Source organism: Nocardioides islandensis (assembly GCF_015352455.1).
GTDB classification, from domain to species: domain Bacteria; phylum Actinomycetota; class Actinomycetes; order Propionibacteriales; family Nocardioidaceae; genus Nocardioides; species Nocardioides islandensis.
The window spans coordinates 339655-354253 of sequence record NZ_JADKPN010000002.1 but is presented as its reverse complement, the minus strand read 5'-3'; the positions used below and the strand labels follow the sequence as shown (position 1 = coordinate 354253).

The 14599-nt window shown below is 72.0% G+C and carries 16 protein-coding genes; 9 read left to right on the top strand and 7 right to left on the bottom strand.

Translation table 11 applies throughout. The features are described from left to right. Positions 1-2 precede the first annotated feature (2 nt). The 4 genes from ISU07_RS07220 to ISU07_RS07205 are packed head-to-tail and all read right to left on the bottom strand — an operon-like array spanning position 3 to position 1964. Positions 3-221, bottom strand: coding sequence for a hypothetical protein (locus ISU07_RS07220; RefSeq protein ID WP_194706076.1), 219 nt, complete (start codon positions 219-221; stop codon positions 3-5). Then, positions 221-460, bottom strand: a complete 240-nt coding sequence (locus ISU07_RS07215) for a hypothetical protein (protein WP_194706075.1) — start codon at positions 458-460, stop codon at positions 221-223. Before ISU07_RS07215 ends, ISU07_RS07220 begins: the two co-directional genes overlap by 1 nt. Before the next feature lie 23 nt (positions 461-483). Next, complete coding sequence (locus tag ISU07_RS07210) at positions 484-813, bottom strand: sec-independent translocase (protein WP_194706074.1); 330 nt, start codon at positions 811-813, stop codon at positions 484-486. A gap of 2 nt (positions 814-815) precedes the next feature. Beyond that, complete coding sequence (locus ISU07_RS07205; protein WP_194706073.1) at positions 816-1964, bottom strand: Mrp/NBP35 family ATP-binding protein; 1149 nt, start codon at positions 1962-1964, stop codon at positions 816-818. Between the two features lie 118 nt (positions 1965-2082). Here ISU07_RS07205 and ISU07_RS07200 point away from each other — a divergent pair, with 118 nt between their 5' ends. Continuing rightward, positions 2083-2784, top strand: a complete 702-nt coding sequence (locus ISU07_RS07200) for a SatD family protein (RefSeq protein WP_228521400.1) — start codon at positions 2083-2085, stop codon at positions 2782-2784. Positions 2785-2789: 5 nt separating this feature from the next. Further along, entirely contained in the window at positions 2790-3512 is a 723-nt protein-coding gene (locus tag ISU07_RS07195; RefSeq protein ID WP_228521399.1) for a hypothetical protein, read from the top strand. On the opposite strand, the gene ISU07_RS07190 is transcribed toward ISU07_RS07195, so the two are convergent. After that, on the bottom strand, positions 3469-4008 hold the full coding sequence (locus ISU07_RS07190; protein WP_194706072.1) for a DUF1003 domain-containing protein: 540 nt from the start codon (positions 4006-4008) through the stop codon (positions 3469-3471). The genes ISU07_RS07195 and ISU07_RS07190 overlap by 44 nt on opposite strands. Then, the gene (locus ISU07_RS07185) at positions 4001-5248 is read right to left on the bottom strand and encodes a magnesium transporter MgtE N-terminal domain-containing protein (protein ID WP_194706071.1); all 1248 of its coding nucleotides are present in this window, start codon (positions 5246-5248) and stop codon (positions 4001-4003) included. Before ISU07_RS07185 ends, ISU07_RS07190 begins: the two co-directional genes overlap by 8 nt. A 40-nt stretch (positions 5249-5288) precedes the next feature. On the opposite strand from ISU07_RS07185, the gene ISU07_RS07180 reads away from it, so the two are divergent. The 6 genes from ISU07_RS07180 (at position 5289) to ISU07_RS07155 (ending at position 11190) form a co-directional block, all read left to right on the top strand. After that, a complete protein-coding gene (locus ISU07_RS07180) occupies positions 5289-6452 on the top strand; it encodes a hypothetical protein (RefSeq protein ID WP_194706070.1) in 1164 nt (387 codons plus the stop codon). Next, positions 6412-6774 (top strand): hypothetical protein, encoded by a 363-nt coding sequence (locus ISU07_RS07175; protein WP_194706069.1) that lies wholly within the window; start codon positions 6412-6414, stop codon positions 6772-6774. The genes ISU07_RS07180 and ISU07_RS07175 overlap by 41 nt, the downstream gene beginning before the upstream one ends. 160 nt (positions 6775-6934) lie before the next feature. Then, positions 6935-8329: a phospholipase D-like domain-containing protein gene (locus tag ISU07_RS07170; RefSeq protein ID WP_194706068.1), complete on the top strand. Its 1395-nt coding sequence runs from the start codon at positions 6935-6937 to the stop codon at positions 8327-8329. An 8-nt stretch (positions 8330-8337) separates the two neighbouring features. Further along, the gene (locus ISU07_RS07165) at positions 8338-9945 is read left to right on the top strand and encodes an SAM-dependent methyltransferase (RefSeq protein ID WP_194706067.1); all 1608 of its coding nucleotides are present in this window, start codon (positions 8338-8340) and stop codon (positions 9943-9945) included. Next, positions 9936-10160: a DUF6752 domain-containing protein gene (locus ISU07_RS07160; protein WP_194706066.1), complete on the top strand. Its 225-nt coding sequence runs from the start codon at positions 9936-9938 to the stop codon at positions 10158-10160. Before ISU07_RS07165 ends, ISU07_RS07160 begins: the two co-directional genes overlap by 10 nt. A gap of 10 nt (positions 10161-10170) precedes the next feature. Further along, complete coding sequence (locus ISU07_RS07155; protein WP_194706065.1) at positions 10171-11190, top strand: hypothetical protein; 1020 nt, start codon at positions 10171-10173, stop codon at positions 11188-11190. A gap of 12 nt (positions 11191-11202) precedes the next feature. On the opposite strand, the gene ISU07_RS07150 is transcribed toward ISU07_RS07155, so the two are convergent. Beyond that, positions 11203-12258 (bottom strand): endonuclease/exonuclease/phosphatase family protein, encoded by a 1056-nt coding sequence (locus ISU07_RS07150; protein ID WP_194706064.1) that lies wholly within the window; start codon positions 12256-12258, stop codon positions 11203-11205. A gap of 156 nt (positions 12259-12414) precedes the next feature. On the opposite strand from ISU07_RS07150, the gene ISU07_RS07145 reads away from it, so the two are divergent. Beyond that, the gene (locus ISU07_RS07145) at positions 12415-14538 is read left to right on the top strand and encodes an acyltransferase family protein (protein ID WP_194706063.1); all 2124 of its coding nucleotides are present in this window, start codon (positions 12415-12417) and stop codon (positions 14536-14538) included. Positions 14539-14599 lie beyond the last annotated feature (61 nt).

Below are 14599 nucleotides of genomic sequence, written 5' to 3'. Positions count from 1 at the left end.
ACCTACAGCGCCGCGAGCACGGCCAGCACGACGTACGCCGCTGCGGCGACGAGGTACCCGGCCGCGGCGGGGGTGAGCGCGGTGACGTCGTGACGACGCAGCCGCCCCCAGGCGAGGATGCCGCCCAGCACGAGCGCGATCGCCAGGCCGATGGGCGGCACGAGGATCATCAGCAGCGCGCCCAGGACGAAGCCACCGACGCCCTGGGCGACGCGAACCATCAGAAGGGTGAGCCGAAGAGGATCGAGGCCACGTGGAACAGACCGACGCCCAGCACGCCGGTGAGGAAGCCGGCGCCCACGGCGGTCATCGCGTCGTCACCGTCGCTCTTCAGGCTCGCCCACGCCAGCACCAGGCCGATGATGATCGCCACGAAGAAGGAGAGCCGGGGTAGGAACAGGACGAAGTACGCGCCGACGAAAACGCCGAGCGACAGCTGCCACCACCGTGAGATTGCCATGTTCCGTGTCCCCCAAGAGTCCGTCAGGTCGCGTCCAGGTCGAACGGCGGCGCCTCGCCCTCGTGCAGGGGACGCTGGCGCCGCTTGCTCTGCTCGACGTCGTCCTCCTCGTTCATCGCCTCCATGATGTGCTTGCGCACGATCACGCGCGGATCGAGGTCGCGCAGCTGCAGGTCGGCGTACTCCGGCCCCAGCTCGGTGCGCAGCTCGTCGCGCGCCGCGTGGGCGAACGTGCGGAGCTGACGGGCCATCCGACCGGCCTGGCGGGCCAGGTCGGGCAGCCGGTCGGGTCCGAAGACGAGCACCGCGACGAGCGCGATGGTGATCATCTCCGGAAGGCCGACGCCGAACACGCCTAGAACTTACCCGTCGGAGTCAGGCCCAGCTGGCGTCCTGCCAAACCTCGGCCCCGCCCCACTAGACGGGTGGCGACCTCTCGCAACGCGACGGCTGCGGGGTTCGTCGGGTCCGCCTCGACCACCGGCTTGCCCGCGTCGCCACCCTCGCGCAGGGACGGCTCGAAGGGGATGCGGGCCAGCAGCGGCACGTCGTAGCCGAACCGGCTCGCGAGGGTGCTCGCGACGCGCTCCCCACCGCCGGCCCCGAAGATCTCGATCTGGTGGGACGGACCGCAGTGCGGGCAGGTCAGGTAGCTCATGTTCTCCACGACGCCGACCACCCGCTGGTGCATCATCGAGGCCATCGTGCCGGCGCGCTCGGCCACCTCCGCGGCGGCCTCCTGTGGCGTGGTCACCACCAGCACCTGGGCGCCGGGCAGGTGCTGGCCCAGCGAGATCGCCACGTCGCCGGTGCCCGGCGGCAGGTCGAGCAGGAGCACGTCGAGGTCGCCCCAGTAGACGTCCGCCAGCATCTGCACCAGGGCCCGGTCGAGCATGGGGCCGCGCCAGGCCACGACCTGGTCGCGCCGCGGCTTCAGCATGCCGATGGAGATGACGCTGACTCCGGACGCGGTGGGCACCGGCATGATCAGGTCCTCGACCTGGGTCGGCCGCGCGTCGGCGACCCCCAGCATCGCGGGCACGGAGTGGCCGTAGATGTCGGCGTCGACGATGCCGACCGCGCGGCCCTCGGCGGCCATCGCGAGGGCGAGGTTGACGGTGAGCGAGGACTTGCCGACGCCGCCCTTGCCGCTGGCCACCGCGAAGACCTGGGTCAGCGAGCCCGGCTGGGCGAAGGGGATGTCGCGCTGGGCCTGACCGCCGCGGAGCTGCTGCTGGAGACCCGCGCGCTGCTCGGCGGACATCACCCCGAGGGTGAGGTCGACGTCGGTGACGCCGGGCACCGCGCGGAGGGCCGCGTTGACGTCGCGGTCGATGGTGTCCTTGAGGGGGCACCCGGCGACGGTGAGCAGCACGGTGAGTCGTACGACGCCGCCGTCGATGTGGATGGTGTCGACCATGCCGAGCTCGGTGATCGGCCGTTTGATCTCGGGGTCGTGCACGCGGGCCAGCGCGGCGTCGACCGCCTCGGGTGAGATGCTCATGGTGCCGCGAGTCTAGGCGGTGCGCACGGGGATCCCCGCTTCGGTGGCCGGCGGCGGACCTCGTGCGAACGGAAGCGCAGGGCTTCATCTTACTTCAGAGTAAGGTATCCTCTTCACCATGGTGCCAAAGAAGGAGATGACTTCACCCGTCGCCGTGGCCACGGTCATCGGGGACGTGGTCGGGTCGCGCGGCTTCGCCGACCGCCAGGACCTGCACGGCCGCCTCGCCGGCCGCCTGGAGGAGGTCAACGACCTGCTGCGGGCCGAGGAGCGGCGAGCCGACGGCGACGGCCGGACCCTGCTCGTCGCGCCGCTGTGGATCACGGCGGGCGACGAGTACCAGGGCGTCTTCGCGACCGTGGGCGCCGCGTTGCGGGCGACCCGGTGGCTGCGCCTGGCCCTGCTGCCCGAGGTCGACGTCCGTCAGGGCATCGGCTGGGGGCCGGTCGAGGTCCTCGACGAGGACCCGAGGATCCAGGACGGGCCCGGCTGGTGGGCCGCTCGTGCGGCGGTCGTCGAGGTCGAGCAGGACGCCGCGCGAGCCGGGCACCGGCGCCGGCGGACGGCGTACCGCGTGGCCGAGGGATGCGACGGCCCGGACCAGGCCGCCGTGAACGCCGCCCTCGTGCTGCGCGACGAGATGGTCGGCGGCCTGTCCGACCGGTCCCTGGGGGTGCTGCGTGGTCTGCTGTCCGGGAGGACCCAGCGTGAGATCGCGGAGAAGGAGGACGTCTCGCCCTCCGCGGTGTCGCAGCGGGTCCGCCACGACGGCCTCGCGGCGCTCGTCGCGAGCGAACGACTGATGGGAGAGATCCACTGAGCTGGTTGGCCCTGCTGCTGGTCGGGATCGGGTGCGCCGACCTGGTCCACTCGGTGCGGCCCACCCGCTTCGTGCCGGGAGGCATCGCCGCCGCGGTCACCCTGGGCCTGGGTCTGCTTGCCGGACTCACCGGCTGGCCGGACCTGCTCGCGGTGCTGGTCCTGGCGGCGTACGCCTGTGCGTGGGAGCGGGTCGTCGCCCTCGGCTTCCGCGCGCACCGGGCGGTCGTGCCCCTGGCGATGCTCGCCGCCGGGCTGGTCGTCGTGGTGCTGCTGTCGGGCCAGGCCGCGGACGCGGCCGGGCCCTACGCCGACTGGCTGGCACAGGCGGACGCCCCGGTGCTCGCCGGGCTCGAGCCCGACCGGGCGCTGCTGCTCGCGGGCGTGCTGCTCGTCCAGCTGTCGACCGGCAACGTGCTGGTCCGCCTCGTGCTGTCGGCGACCGGCACGATGCGGCCCGACGCCGCCGGCGGGCTGTCCGGGCCGGCGCGCACGCTCAAGGGCGGGCGGCTGCTCGGGCCGCTGGAGCGATTGTTCATCCTCGGCCTCGGCCTGGCCGGCAACCTCACCGCCGCCGCGATCGTGGTGGCCGCGAAGGGCCTGCTCCGCTGGCCGGAGCTGTCCTCGCCGGCCGAGCAGGACAAGGTGCACCGGCTGACGGAGTACTTCCTCGTCGGATCGTTCGTCAGCTGGCTGGTGCCTCTGGCTGGCCTGGTTCTTCTGGGCTGACGTCCGTCCGCTCCTCGAGCTCGGACAGCAGCGAGCGCAGCTCGGAGCGGAGGAAGTCGCGGGTCGCGACCTCGCCGACGGCCATCCGCAGCGACGCCACCTCGCGCGCCAGGAACTCCATGTCGGCGTGCGCCCGCGCGTCGGCCTGCCGGTCCTGCTCGGCGACCACCCGGTCGCGGGCCTCCTGCCGGTTCTGCGCGAGCAGGATCAACGGAGCGGCGTACGACGCCTGGAGGCTGAGCATCAGGGTCAGCGCGATGAACGGCGGGTCGTCGAACACCAGACGCCGGGGCATCAGGACGTTCCACAGCAGCCAGGCCGCCACGAACAGCGTCATGTAGATGAGGAACTGGGCGGTGCCCATGAACCGGGCGAACTGCTCGGCGAAGACGCCGAACCTGTCGGAGTCGTACGTCGGCCGCCGGACCAGCTGGCGACGGGCCTCCCGGGGGGTGTCGAGCCGGGCGCGGCGCGAGGCGCGGGACACGTCAGCCATGCCGCACCGCCCGGTCCCGCCAGTTCTCGGGGAGCATGTGGTCGAGCAGGTCGTCGACCGTCACCGCGCCCAGCAGGTGACCGTCCTCGTCGACGACCGGCGCCGCGACCAGGTTGTAGGTCGCGAGGTGGGCGGCCACCTCGTCGATGGTGGCCTCGACGCGGAGGTTCTCCATCGAGTCGTCCAGCGCGCCGGCCACCAGCGTCGAGGGAGGTTCGCGCAGCAGGCGCTGGATGTGCGCCACGCCGAGGAAGCGCCCGGTCGGCGTCTCCAGCGGCGGGCGGCAGACGTACACCAGCGCGGCCAGCGCCGGGGTCAGGTCGGGGTTGCGCACGTGGGCCAGGGCGTCGGCGATCGTGGCGTCCGGACCGAGGATCACCGGCTCGGAGGTCATCATCGCGCCGGCGGTGTTCTCGACGTACGACATCAGCCGCTTGACGTCCTCGGCCTCCTCCGGCTCCATCAGCAGGAGCAGCGCCTCGGCCCGCTCCGGCGGCAGCTCGGCGATCAGGTCGGCCGCGTCGTCGGGGTCCATCTCCTCGAGCACGTCGGCGGCCCGCTCTCCCTCCAGGTAGCCGAGGATCTCGACCTGGTCCTCCTCGGGCAGCTCCTCGAGGACGTCGGCGAGGCGCTCGTCGGTCAGGGCGGCGACGACAGCGGTACGGCGCTCGAGCGGCAGGTCGTGGATCACGCTCGCCGCGTCGGCCGGGCGGAGCTCGTTGAGGGCGTGGATCAGCTGCGTGGCGGCCTGGGTGGGCTCGCGCCGGCTCAGGCCCTCGACCTCGGCCCACTCGGCGACGTGGGTCTGCCCGCGGCGACGCAGGCCCTTGGCGGGCTCCTGGACGGCGATCCGGCTGAGCACCCAGTCGCGGGTGCGGGCCTGCTCCATCGCGACGTCGTAGATCGTGCCGGTGACGCCGGTCGTCTTGACCGTGACCGTGCGGTCGAAGAGCTGCCCGACCACCAGAGTCTCGGTGGGCCGCTGCTCGAAGCGGCGCATGTTCAGCAACCCGGTCGTGTAGACCTGCCCGCTGTCGATGTTGGTCACCCGCGTCATCGGCACGAAGATGCGGCGCCGTCCGAACACCTCCGCCACCAGGCCGAGCACCCGCGGCTGGCTGCCCTCGGACCGGATGGCCACCACCAGGTCGCGCACCTTGCCGACCTGGTCGCCCTGTGGGTCGAAGATCGGCAGTCCGACGAGCCGCGCGGCGTACACGCGGGACGGGCTGGTGCTCACGTGTGCGAACGCTACTCGGGCGCGGTGCCACGATGGGCGCATGACGCCCCGAGACGCCGCACGAGTGGTGCTGCACGTCGGGCTGCCCAAGACCGGCACGACGTACCTCCAGGCCCTGCTGGCCGGCCATCGCGACGCGCTGCGCGAGGCCGGGGTGCTGTACCCGTTCGTGAGGCCGCAGGCGATGTTTCTGGGTGCCGTCGAGGTGCGGGGGAGCCGCGAGAAGTTCGGGCTGGCCGAGGAGGACGTCGCCGGAACCTGGCAGGCGCTGTGCGACCGGGTGCGGTCCTACGACGGCGTGTCGGTGATCAGCCACGAGATCCTCGGCGGCGCGGAGCCGGACGAGATCGCGGCGGCTCTCGCCCCGCTGGAGGGGATGCGCGTCGACGTGGTCGTCACCGCGCGCGACCTCGGGCGGCAGGCGACGGCGCACTGGCAGGAGGAGGTCAAGCTCGGCGACGTCGGCTCGTTCGCGGACTTCGAGCGCGAGCAGTACCGCGCCGACGACCGCTCGACGCCAGCGGTTCGTCCGCACTTCTGGCACGCCCAGGACCACGCCGCGGCGCTGCGTCGCTGGGCGACGGCCGTACCCGCCGAGCGCGTGCACCTGGTCCCGGCCCCGCCGCCCGGGGCCGCGCCTGAGGTCCTGTGGCAGCGGTTCGCCGACGCCTGCGGCATCCCGCCGGGCGTGGTCGACCCGCGCGCCGTCCCGCCGGCGAACCCGTCGCTGACCGTCGAGTCGGTCGCCCTGCTCCGGGCCGTGAACCGCGGTCTCGCCGGGCGGCTGACCCCGCGCCAGCACGCGAGGTACGTGAAGCGGGACCTCGCCGAGGACCGGCTCGCGGGACGACCGGGCACGCCGGCCCGGACGCCGGCCGACCTGGCCGACGTGTTCGTCCCCGCGACCGCGGCCTGGCGGGCCGAGGTCGAGGCCGCGGGGTACCGCGTGCACGGCGACCTGACCGACCTGGAGCCCGTGCTCGGAGCACCCGGTGACCCTCGGCCCGACGAGGTGCCCGCCGGTGTCCCGGACCCCGCCGAGGTGGACCAGATCGTCGACGACGTCCTCCGCCGGGTCGCCGAAGCCGACGTAGACTCCAGCCATGAAGGCACGGGGAATGCTGACGACAGTCGTGGCAGCGCTCGTGGTCCCACTCGCGCTGGTGAGCGCCTGCGGAGACGACTCCGGATCGTCCGCCGCTGACCCGGCCGACACCACGTCCACCAGCTCCTCGGCCACGCCGAGCGACACCCCGGCCAGCACCGAGGCCACGTCCGAGGCGCCGGACTGGCCCGCGTGCGACAGCGTCTGGGTCGCGGGCCAGAAGATCCCAGGCGGCTACAAGGGCTGCCTCGACGGCAGCGACCAGGTCGCGGCCGACAACCTCTCCTGCTCCTCGGGCCAGCACATCGTCCGCTACGCGGACCGCTTCTACGGCGTGGCCGGCGGGAAGATCTACGAGGCCAGCGGCCCGCTGGACAAGGACAAGGGCTACCTCAAGATGGTGCGCTCCTGCCGGGCGTGACACCGCCCACGGGGTCGGTCGCCTGATTTGTCGGGCTTGACGGCTGTCCAGTTATAGTGCCAACTCGGCACTTGAGCCGCCCTCCCAGGCATCGAGGCACGCCGTTGAACGGGGCTCGCCGCCCCCAAGAAACGACCGATCTTCTTCGAAGGAGTGGCTCGTGCGTCCTGCACGGTTCCTGATCGCGCTCGCGCTCGTCGCCGGTGTGCTCGCTCTCGGTGGCACCAGCAACGCCGACCCCGCGGGCACGCCCGCCAGGTCGGGGACGCCGACCATCTCGGCCGAGGAGCCCTCGCTCACCGGGCCGGCCACGAGCAGCCTCGACGACAGCCTGGTCACCAACGAACGGGCCCTGGCCGCGGACAAGAAGCCGAAGCGCTACTCGCCCGCGCCGGGCGTCGTGTTCAACGCCGCACTGGGCCGGCGCGAGGACCGCAACCGCGTCTTCGGCAAGATCATCGCGGCGATCAACCACGCGCCTGCGAGGTCGCGGATCCGGATCATGTCCTGGAACATCATGTCCCGCACGGCGGTGGACGCGCTGATCCGCGCCCAGCTCCGCGGCGTGAAGGTCCGCGTTCTCATGGACAACACGAACCTGGTGGACATCCCCAACCCCGGCTTCGTGCGGCTGAAGGCGACGCTCAAGCGCAACAACCAGAAGCTGCCGCAGCGGCGGCGCAGCTACGCCAAGACCTGCATCGACTCGTGCCGGGGGCAGGGGGGCGCCGCGCACTCGAAGTTCTATCTCTTCTCGAAGACCGGCAAGGCCAAGAACGTCGTCATGCAGGGCTCGGCGAACCTCACCGTGGCGGGCGCGGTGAACCAGTGGAACGACCTCTACACCTGGATCGACAACAAGCAGCTGTACCGGTTCGGCGTCCACACCTACCACGAGATGTGGCAGGACGAGCCGGTCGCGCAGCAGTTCGTCGAGAAGGACACCGGCAAGGACCTGTGGGGGTTCACGCCCCTCGTCGGCCCCGGCGGCCGTACCGGCGACCCGGTCCAGGACCTGCTCAGCAAGGTGCAGTGCCTCGGCGCCACCGACGGCGCCGGCAAGGGCGGCCGCACCGTCATCCGCGCCGCTCCGGACGTGATGCGCAACGAGCGTGGCATGGCCATCGCCGCGCGGCTCAAGGAGCTCTACGCGCAGGGCTGCGACGTGCGCATCGCCTACACCGTCATGGGCGTGGCCATCTTCCGGTTCCTCAACCAGCCGACGGCCCGTGGCGTGGTGCCGAAGAAGCACCTCGTGCAGGACTTCGACGGTGACGGCGAGTTCGACAACTACTTCCACCTGAAGGCGCTGACGATCAACGGCGTCTGGGGCGGGATCACCGGTGCCTGGCTGACCCTGAACGGGTCGTCCAACTGGTCCGGGTTCGCCGCGGTCTCCGACGAGAACTTCGGGATCATCAAGCGACGCGCCACCACCATGAAGTACCAGCGCTTCATCGACTACTGGTACGAGAACTTCCCGAAGAGCAAGCCGCCGATGCTGAGCCGGATGCGAGGCGTGGTCGACCCGTACGCCCACGTCGACATGGACTGAGTCACGGCTTGCCCACGACTCCGGTCTCGGTACGCCGCGTCGATGCCGACGGCATCGCGCTGTGGGGCTTCGGCGACAGGGCCCTCGACGTCCTGTTCGACGGACGGAGGGTCTGGTCGTTCTGGCTGGAGCGTGACACGCGGGCGTCGGTCACCGGACGGCTGAGCGGCTTGCGGTCCATCGAGTGGCCGAGCGCCCTGCGCAAGTTCCTCGACGGGAACACGAGGCTGGGGATCACCGAGCACGTCAGCGGCCGCGTCCTGTTCGACCGCGAGACGTCGTTCGGCACGTCCGCCGACCGGATCCAGGTCGTCGGCCGGTCGGGCGCGCCGATCAGCCTCGACAAGTCCGGCCGGATCAGCCCGACGTTCGACACCCGGACCGCCGAGGACACCCTCCCGCTGCTGCGCGCCATCGACACGGTGCTCGACGCCGTACGGTCGGCCGGCATCGAGCCGTTCCTGGCGTACGGCACCCTGCTCGGCGCCGTGCGGGAGAAGAAGCTCCTGGGGCACGACTCGGATGCCGACGTCGCCTACGTCAGCGCGGCGGGTACGCCGGTCGACGTGGTGCGGGAGTCCTTCCGGATCCAGCGCGCCGTGCACGAGCGCGGCTTCCGCACCTACCGCTACAGCGGGGCGGCCTTCCGGGTCGACGTCGTGGAGGGTGACGGGGCGGTGCGTGGGCTCGACGTGTTCGGGGGCTTCATCGACGACGCCGACCCGTCGTCGGGCACCGGCAGCCGGCTCTACCAGATGGGCGAGATCGGGGCCGACTTCCGTCGTGAGTGGGTCTACCCGCTGACGACCTGCACGCTGGAAGGTCAGACGTTCCCGTCCCCGGCCGTCCCCGAGCCGTGGCTCGAGGCGGCGTACGGCCCGACGTGGGCCGTGCCCGACCCGGCCTTCAAGTTCGAGACCGACCCGCGCACCGTGCGCCAGCTGAACGGGTGGTTCCGCGGCACGGCCACGAACCGCGCGGCCTGGGAGCGCACCTACAGCGGCAACCGCGGCCGCCTGCCGTCCGAGAAGCCGTCACCGGTGGCGCGGAAGGCCCAGCGACGCCTCCAGGGCTCAGGTCGGGGCGGAGGCACCGTCATCGACGTCGGTGCCGGGCGCGGCGGCGACAGCCTCTGGCTGGCTCGTCAGGGCCTGACCGTGCACGCCTACGACTACGTGCCCACCGCCTCGCACGCCGTCCAGGACGCCGCTGCCGCCGAGGGACTGGACCTCGAGGTGCGGATGCTCAACCTCGACGAGTGGCGCTCGGTCCTGGCTGAGGGCGCCCGCATGGCGCGGGTCGACGGGCCGAAGGTGATGATCGCCCGCCACGTCGCCGACGCCACCGACCGGTTCGGCCGGGAGTCGCTCGCGCGTTTCGCGTCGATGGCCCTGCGCGGCGGCGGCCGGCTCTTCCTGGACGTGTGGTCGACCCCCGGGCGCACGCCCGAGCGGGTGCACCCGGTGCCGGTCGGGGAGGTGGCTCGCTTGATGGAGGAGCAGGGTGCCAGAATCCTGGTGACCAGGGAGCGCCCCGCACGCGCCGGCTCGCAGGCCGGCCAGCCGTCCGGGTCGCGTCGCTCCAGCCGAGGACGATTGGTGGCCCAATGGGACTGAAGGACGTCGCGGGCCGACTCACGGGCCGGCTCGGCCGCGACGAGGAGCTGGCCCGCCGGGTCGAGGCCCTCGAGGCCGACGTGCTGGAGCTGCGGCGCCACAACGTCCGGCTGGCCGAGGTCGCCGACGTGGTGCAGGAGCTGCTGGTGCCGCTGGCCTCGCGCGACCAGGCCCGCATCGACGAGGCCATCGAGAAGTTCTCGAAGAGCCTCTAGGTCGCGGCCCGTGGCGCGACGCGTCTTCCTCCACCTCGGCCTGCCGAAGACGGCGACCACCTACCTCCAGACGATCCTCTGGGCCTCCCGCGACCGGCTGCGCGCCGACGGGGTGCTGCTGCCCGGTGAGGAGCGTCGCGACCACCTGTGGGCGTCGCGCGTGGTGCGGGAGGACCCGAACCTCGACAAGCACCCCGAGAGGCACCGCACGGCCTGGGCGCGGCTGCGCCGCGAGCTGGCGGACTGGGACGGGGACGGGCTGGTCAGCCACGAGTTCTTCGCCGCCGCGACCGCGCAGCAGGCCGCCCGGACGATCGCCGACCTGGCACCCGCCGAGGTGCACCTGGTCGCCACCGCCCGCGAGCCGCTGGGACTGTTCACGGCCAGCTGGCAGGAGAGCCTGAAGAACCGCAACACCGTGCCGCTGCCGGAGTACGCCCGGACGGTCTCGAAGAGCCCGAGCGCCATCTGGAACTGGCGCACCCTCGACCTGCGGCTGGTGCTGCGGCGCTGGGCCCGGACGCTGCCACCCGAGCAGGTGCACGTGCTGCCGCTGCACACGGGCGGGCGCCGCGAGGCGATCTGGGAGACCTTCGCGGGTCTGCTGGGCGTCGACCCCGCGGCGTACGACACGGCGCTGTCGTTCCCCAACGAGTCGATGGGCGTCGTCGAGGCCGAGACGCTCCGGCGCGTGAACGAGCACCTGGGGTCCTTCGAGCGGGCCTTCGACCGCGGCGTCTACATCCGCACCTTCCTGGCCGACGAGCGGCTGGTCCCGCGCGGCGGCGACCGGTACTGGCCGGAGCCCGACCAGGTCGAGGAGTGCCGGGAGCGCGGGCGGCGGGCGGTGCGGTTCGTGCAGCGGCACGGCTTCGACGTTCGAGGCGACCTGGCCGACCTGCTGGTGCCCGACGTGCTCGAGGAACGACGCTCGGTGACGTCGGTGACAGACGCGGAGGTGGCCGACGTGGCCGTGCGGCTGGTCGCGCGGATGCTGGAGGACGTGCGCGAGCTCAAGCAGGGTGACTGACGCCCGGCTTGCTCAGCTCATGGGGCCGACGGTGGCGGTGGCCGAGACGAAGTAGTGGTCGCTCGTCGTCCGCATGGTGCTGCGGTCCTCGATGTAGTTGCTGAAGCTGACGTTGCCCCAGCCCAGCACCCAGTCGACGGCGAGCGCACCGGCCGGGTGGCAGCCGCCGGAGATGCTGCCGCCGATCGCGGCCACCATGCCGGTCATCGGGGCGACCCGGCAGAAGAACTCGGCGCGGTCGTTCATGTCGCCGGTCAGGAAGATCGGGATGCCCTCGCCCTTCAGCCGGTTGACGGTGTTGGCCGCGATGTAGTGACCCGCGCGCCGGGTGACGGCGTACGGGCCGAAGCCGGCGGAGGCGTGCATGTTCAGCACGTAGAACTCGCGGCCGGTCTGCTTGTCGCGCAACCGCAGGATGGTCTGCGGCCGGTCGGCGTGCATGAAGTGGATCGTGAAGGAGCTGCCGGACACGAACTCGAACCGCGAGTCGTCGTAGAAGATCGTGTTGTCGGTCTCACGCGGGCCGAAGGCGTATCCGGGGTAGGCGGCGTACCCGGTCATCGACTGGATGGCGTTGAGCTGGTCGGGCTGGAGCTCCTGGGTGCCGAGGATGTCGACGCCGAAGGACCGGATCCGCTGCACGGCGCGGGGCGAGCGGACGCTCGCCGGCGGGTACTTGCGGTGGTCTCCGGTCGGCGTGCTGTGCTGGCTCCCCAGCACGTTGAACGTCCCGATCTGGAAGGTCATCGTCTGCCGTGCGGCCTCCCGCTCGGCAGCCCGGCGTAGCGACGCGTTGATCTGGGCCTTGGTCTTGTGCACGATCAGCCCGCCGCCCACGACCTTCTGGGGCTGCGGCCTGGCGGCCTGCTGCTTGCCGGCCCGCCCGCGGCCGGCCTCGGCGCCGCGGGAGATCAGCGTGGACGAGCGGGCCGCGGAGGCGCCGCGGTTGACGTCCTTGGTCGGCGGGGCGAGTGGCACCTGCGAGGCGAGGTCCAGCGTGGCGTCGGTGGTCGCCTGCGACTGGTTGCGCATCCCGACGGTCACCACGACAGCCGTGGTGACGCACACGAGGAGGACCGTGACCAGGGGGAGGAGGGTCCTGACTGCGGGGGTCCCACGGCGGTGGCTTTGGTCGCTGTGCCGCCCGGGCATGCGCGGCAGTCTAACCGCGCCGCGCCAGCCCCACGATTCAACGGGGAGATCCGGGCCGTTTTACCCTGGGACGTGCCCTCCGAGACCCGCTCGTCGACGGCACGGCACTTCCGTCCCGACATCCAGGGCCTGCGGGCCCTCGCGGTCGGCACAGTGATCCTCGCGCACGCCGGCTTCGGGACCGTCTCGGGCGGTTTCGTCGGCGTCGACGTGTTCTTCGTGATCTCCGGCTTCCTGATCACCTCGCTGCTGATGCGCGAGGCCGACCGCACCGGGCGCATCTCCCTGCTCGGCTTCTACGCCCGCCGGGCGCGCCGTATCCTGCCGGCCGCCGCCCTCGTCGCGATGGCGACCGTGGTCGCCTCGATCCTCTTCCTCCCCCTGGTGCGGGCGGTCGAGATCATCAAGGACTCGATCTGGGCGGCCGCCTTCGGCGCCAACATCCGGTTCGCGGTCGTCGGCACCGACTACTTCGCCAAGGGCGAGCCCGCCTCCCCGCTCCAGCACTACTGGTCGCTGTCGGTGGAGGAGCAGTTCTACCTCGTCTGGCCGCTGCTGCTGGTCGGCGCGATCGCTCTGGCGGCCACCCGTGGACGCCGCCTGGCCGATGGATGGGGACGGCGTACGCCGCTGCTCATGATCGGCGTGCTGAGCGTGCTGTCGTTCGCATGGTCGGTGCACGCGACGTACCAGTCCCCGACCACGGCGTACTTCTCGACGCTGACGCGGGCCTGGGAGCTCGGGGTCGGCGCCGGCCTCGGGGTGCTGATGTCCCGCGGGCAGGTACGGGCGCCGCGCTGGCTGGTCCAGGCCCTCGGCCTGGTCGGTCTCGGCGCCGTCCTGCTCGCCTGCTTCTGGTACACCCCGGAGACCCGCTTCCCGGGCTACCAGGCGCTGCTGCCGGTGCTCGGCACCGCCGCGTTGCTGTACGCCGGTGGAGCGACCGACCAGGGGGCCGTCTCGCGGCTGATGTCCCTCACGCCGGCGCGGGTGGTCGGCGACTGGTCGTACTCGCTGTACCTCTGGCACTGGCCGGTCCTGCGGATCGCCGAGGACCACCTGCACCACCGCCGGCTCCCGCTGGACACCCTGTTCCTCTGCCTGGTGCTCATCGTCGGGCTGAGCGCACTCACCTACCGGTACGTCGAGACGCCGTTCCGGACCGGCCGGCTCTGGGCCCGACCGCGGATCGGTGTCGCGCTGTACCCGCTCAGCCTCGCGCTGGTGCTGGTGATGGCCGTCTCCGGCCGCGCGTGGATCGACCGCGAGCTGGGGGTCTCCGGCGACAACCCGGCCATCACGACCGCCGACTTCCACGGGAAGCGCCTGAGCAAGGACCCGGCCGTCGCGCTCGTGCAGGCCTCCGCGCAGGCCGCCGAGGCGGGCACGCCGATCCCCAGCGACCTCACGCCGCCGCTGCTGGGGCTGCGCAAGGACACCGCGCCCCTGGGCGACTGCGACTACCGCACCGGCACCCGGGGGCTCTGCGCGAACGGCGACACCGATGCCGACAAGACGATCGTGCTCGTCGGCGACTCGCACGCCCGCGCCTGGTCGCCGGCGTTCACGGCACTCGGCCAGCAGCAGGGCTACACGACCTACTATCTGGTCTTCAGTGGCTGCTCGGCGACCCGGGCCGTCCAGGCGGAGCCGCAGAACCTCCGGCCCTGGTCGGACTGCGAGGACTTCAAGGACTGGGTCGTCCAGACCGTCGGCCGGCTGCACCCGGACCTGACCGTGGTGGCCACCAGCGCCGTGTCGCCGATCGTCGGACCCGACGGAGACCCCGTCGGCGTCCTCGACCAGCGCGACGAGTTCCGCTCGTTGGTGACCGACGGATTCGCCCAGGAGCTCGCCGAGCTGAAGCCGTTCACCGACCGGTTGGTCGTGCTGGGCAACACGCCCAAGCTGCCCCGCGAGCCCGGCGTCTGCATGTCGCAGGGCGGGGACGTCACCCTCGAGGACTGCCTGTTCAGGCGCGGCCCGGTCGCGCACGCCATCCAGATGGACTTCAAGCAGGCGGCGGCCTCGCAGGACGTCGAGTTCGTCAACGCGCTGCCGTGGTTCTGCTTCGAGCTGATGTGCCCGCCCGTGATCGGGAGCACCATCGCCATGCGCGACAGCGAGCACATGACGCCGGAGTACGCCGTGGAGCTGGCCGAACCTCTCGCGCGCAAGCTGCGTCTGACCTCCTGACCGCCACCCCAGGCGGCGGGTGGGAACCCCAGGAGAATTACACGTTTGTAGTTGTCCGGAA

Bases quoted from the DNA above. Each gene is read 5' to 3' on its own strand.
- ISU07_RS07190 (WP_194706072.1), bottom strand. From the start codon at position 4,008: ATGGCTGACGTGTCCCGCGCCTCGCGCCGCGCCCGGCTCGACACCCCC.
- ISU07_RS07220 (WP_194706076.1), bottom strand. From the start codon at position 221: ATGGTTCGCGTCGCCCAGGGCGTCGGTGGCTTCGTCCTGGGCGCGCTG.
- ISU07_RS07180 (WP_194706070.1), top strand. From the start codon at position 5,289: ATGACGCCCCGAGACGCCGCACGAGTGGTGCTGCACGTCGGGCTGCCC.
- ISU07_RS07205 (WP_194706073.1), bottom strand. From the start codon at position 1,964: ATGAGCATCTCACCCGAGGCGGTCGACGCCGCGCTGGCCCGCGTGCAC.
- ISU07_RS07215 (WP_194706075.1), bottom strand. From the start codon at position 460: ATGGCAATCTCACGGTGGTGGCAGCTGTCGCTCGGCGTTTTCGTCGGC.
- ISU07_RS07200 (WP_228521400.1), top strand. From the start codon at position 2,083: ATGGTGCCAAAGAAGGAGATGACTTCACCCGTCGCCGTGGCCACGGTC.
- ISU07_RS07160 (WP_194706066.1), top strand. From the start codon at position 9,936: ATGGGACTGAAGGACGTCGCGGGCCGACTCACGGGCCGGCTCGGCCGC.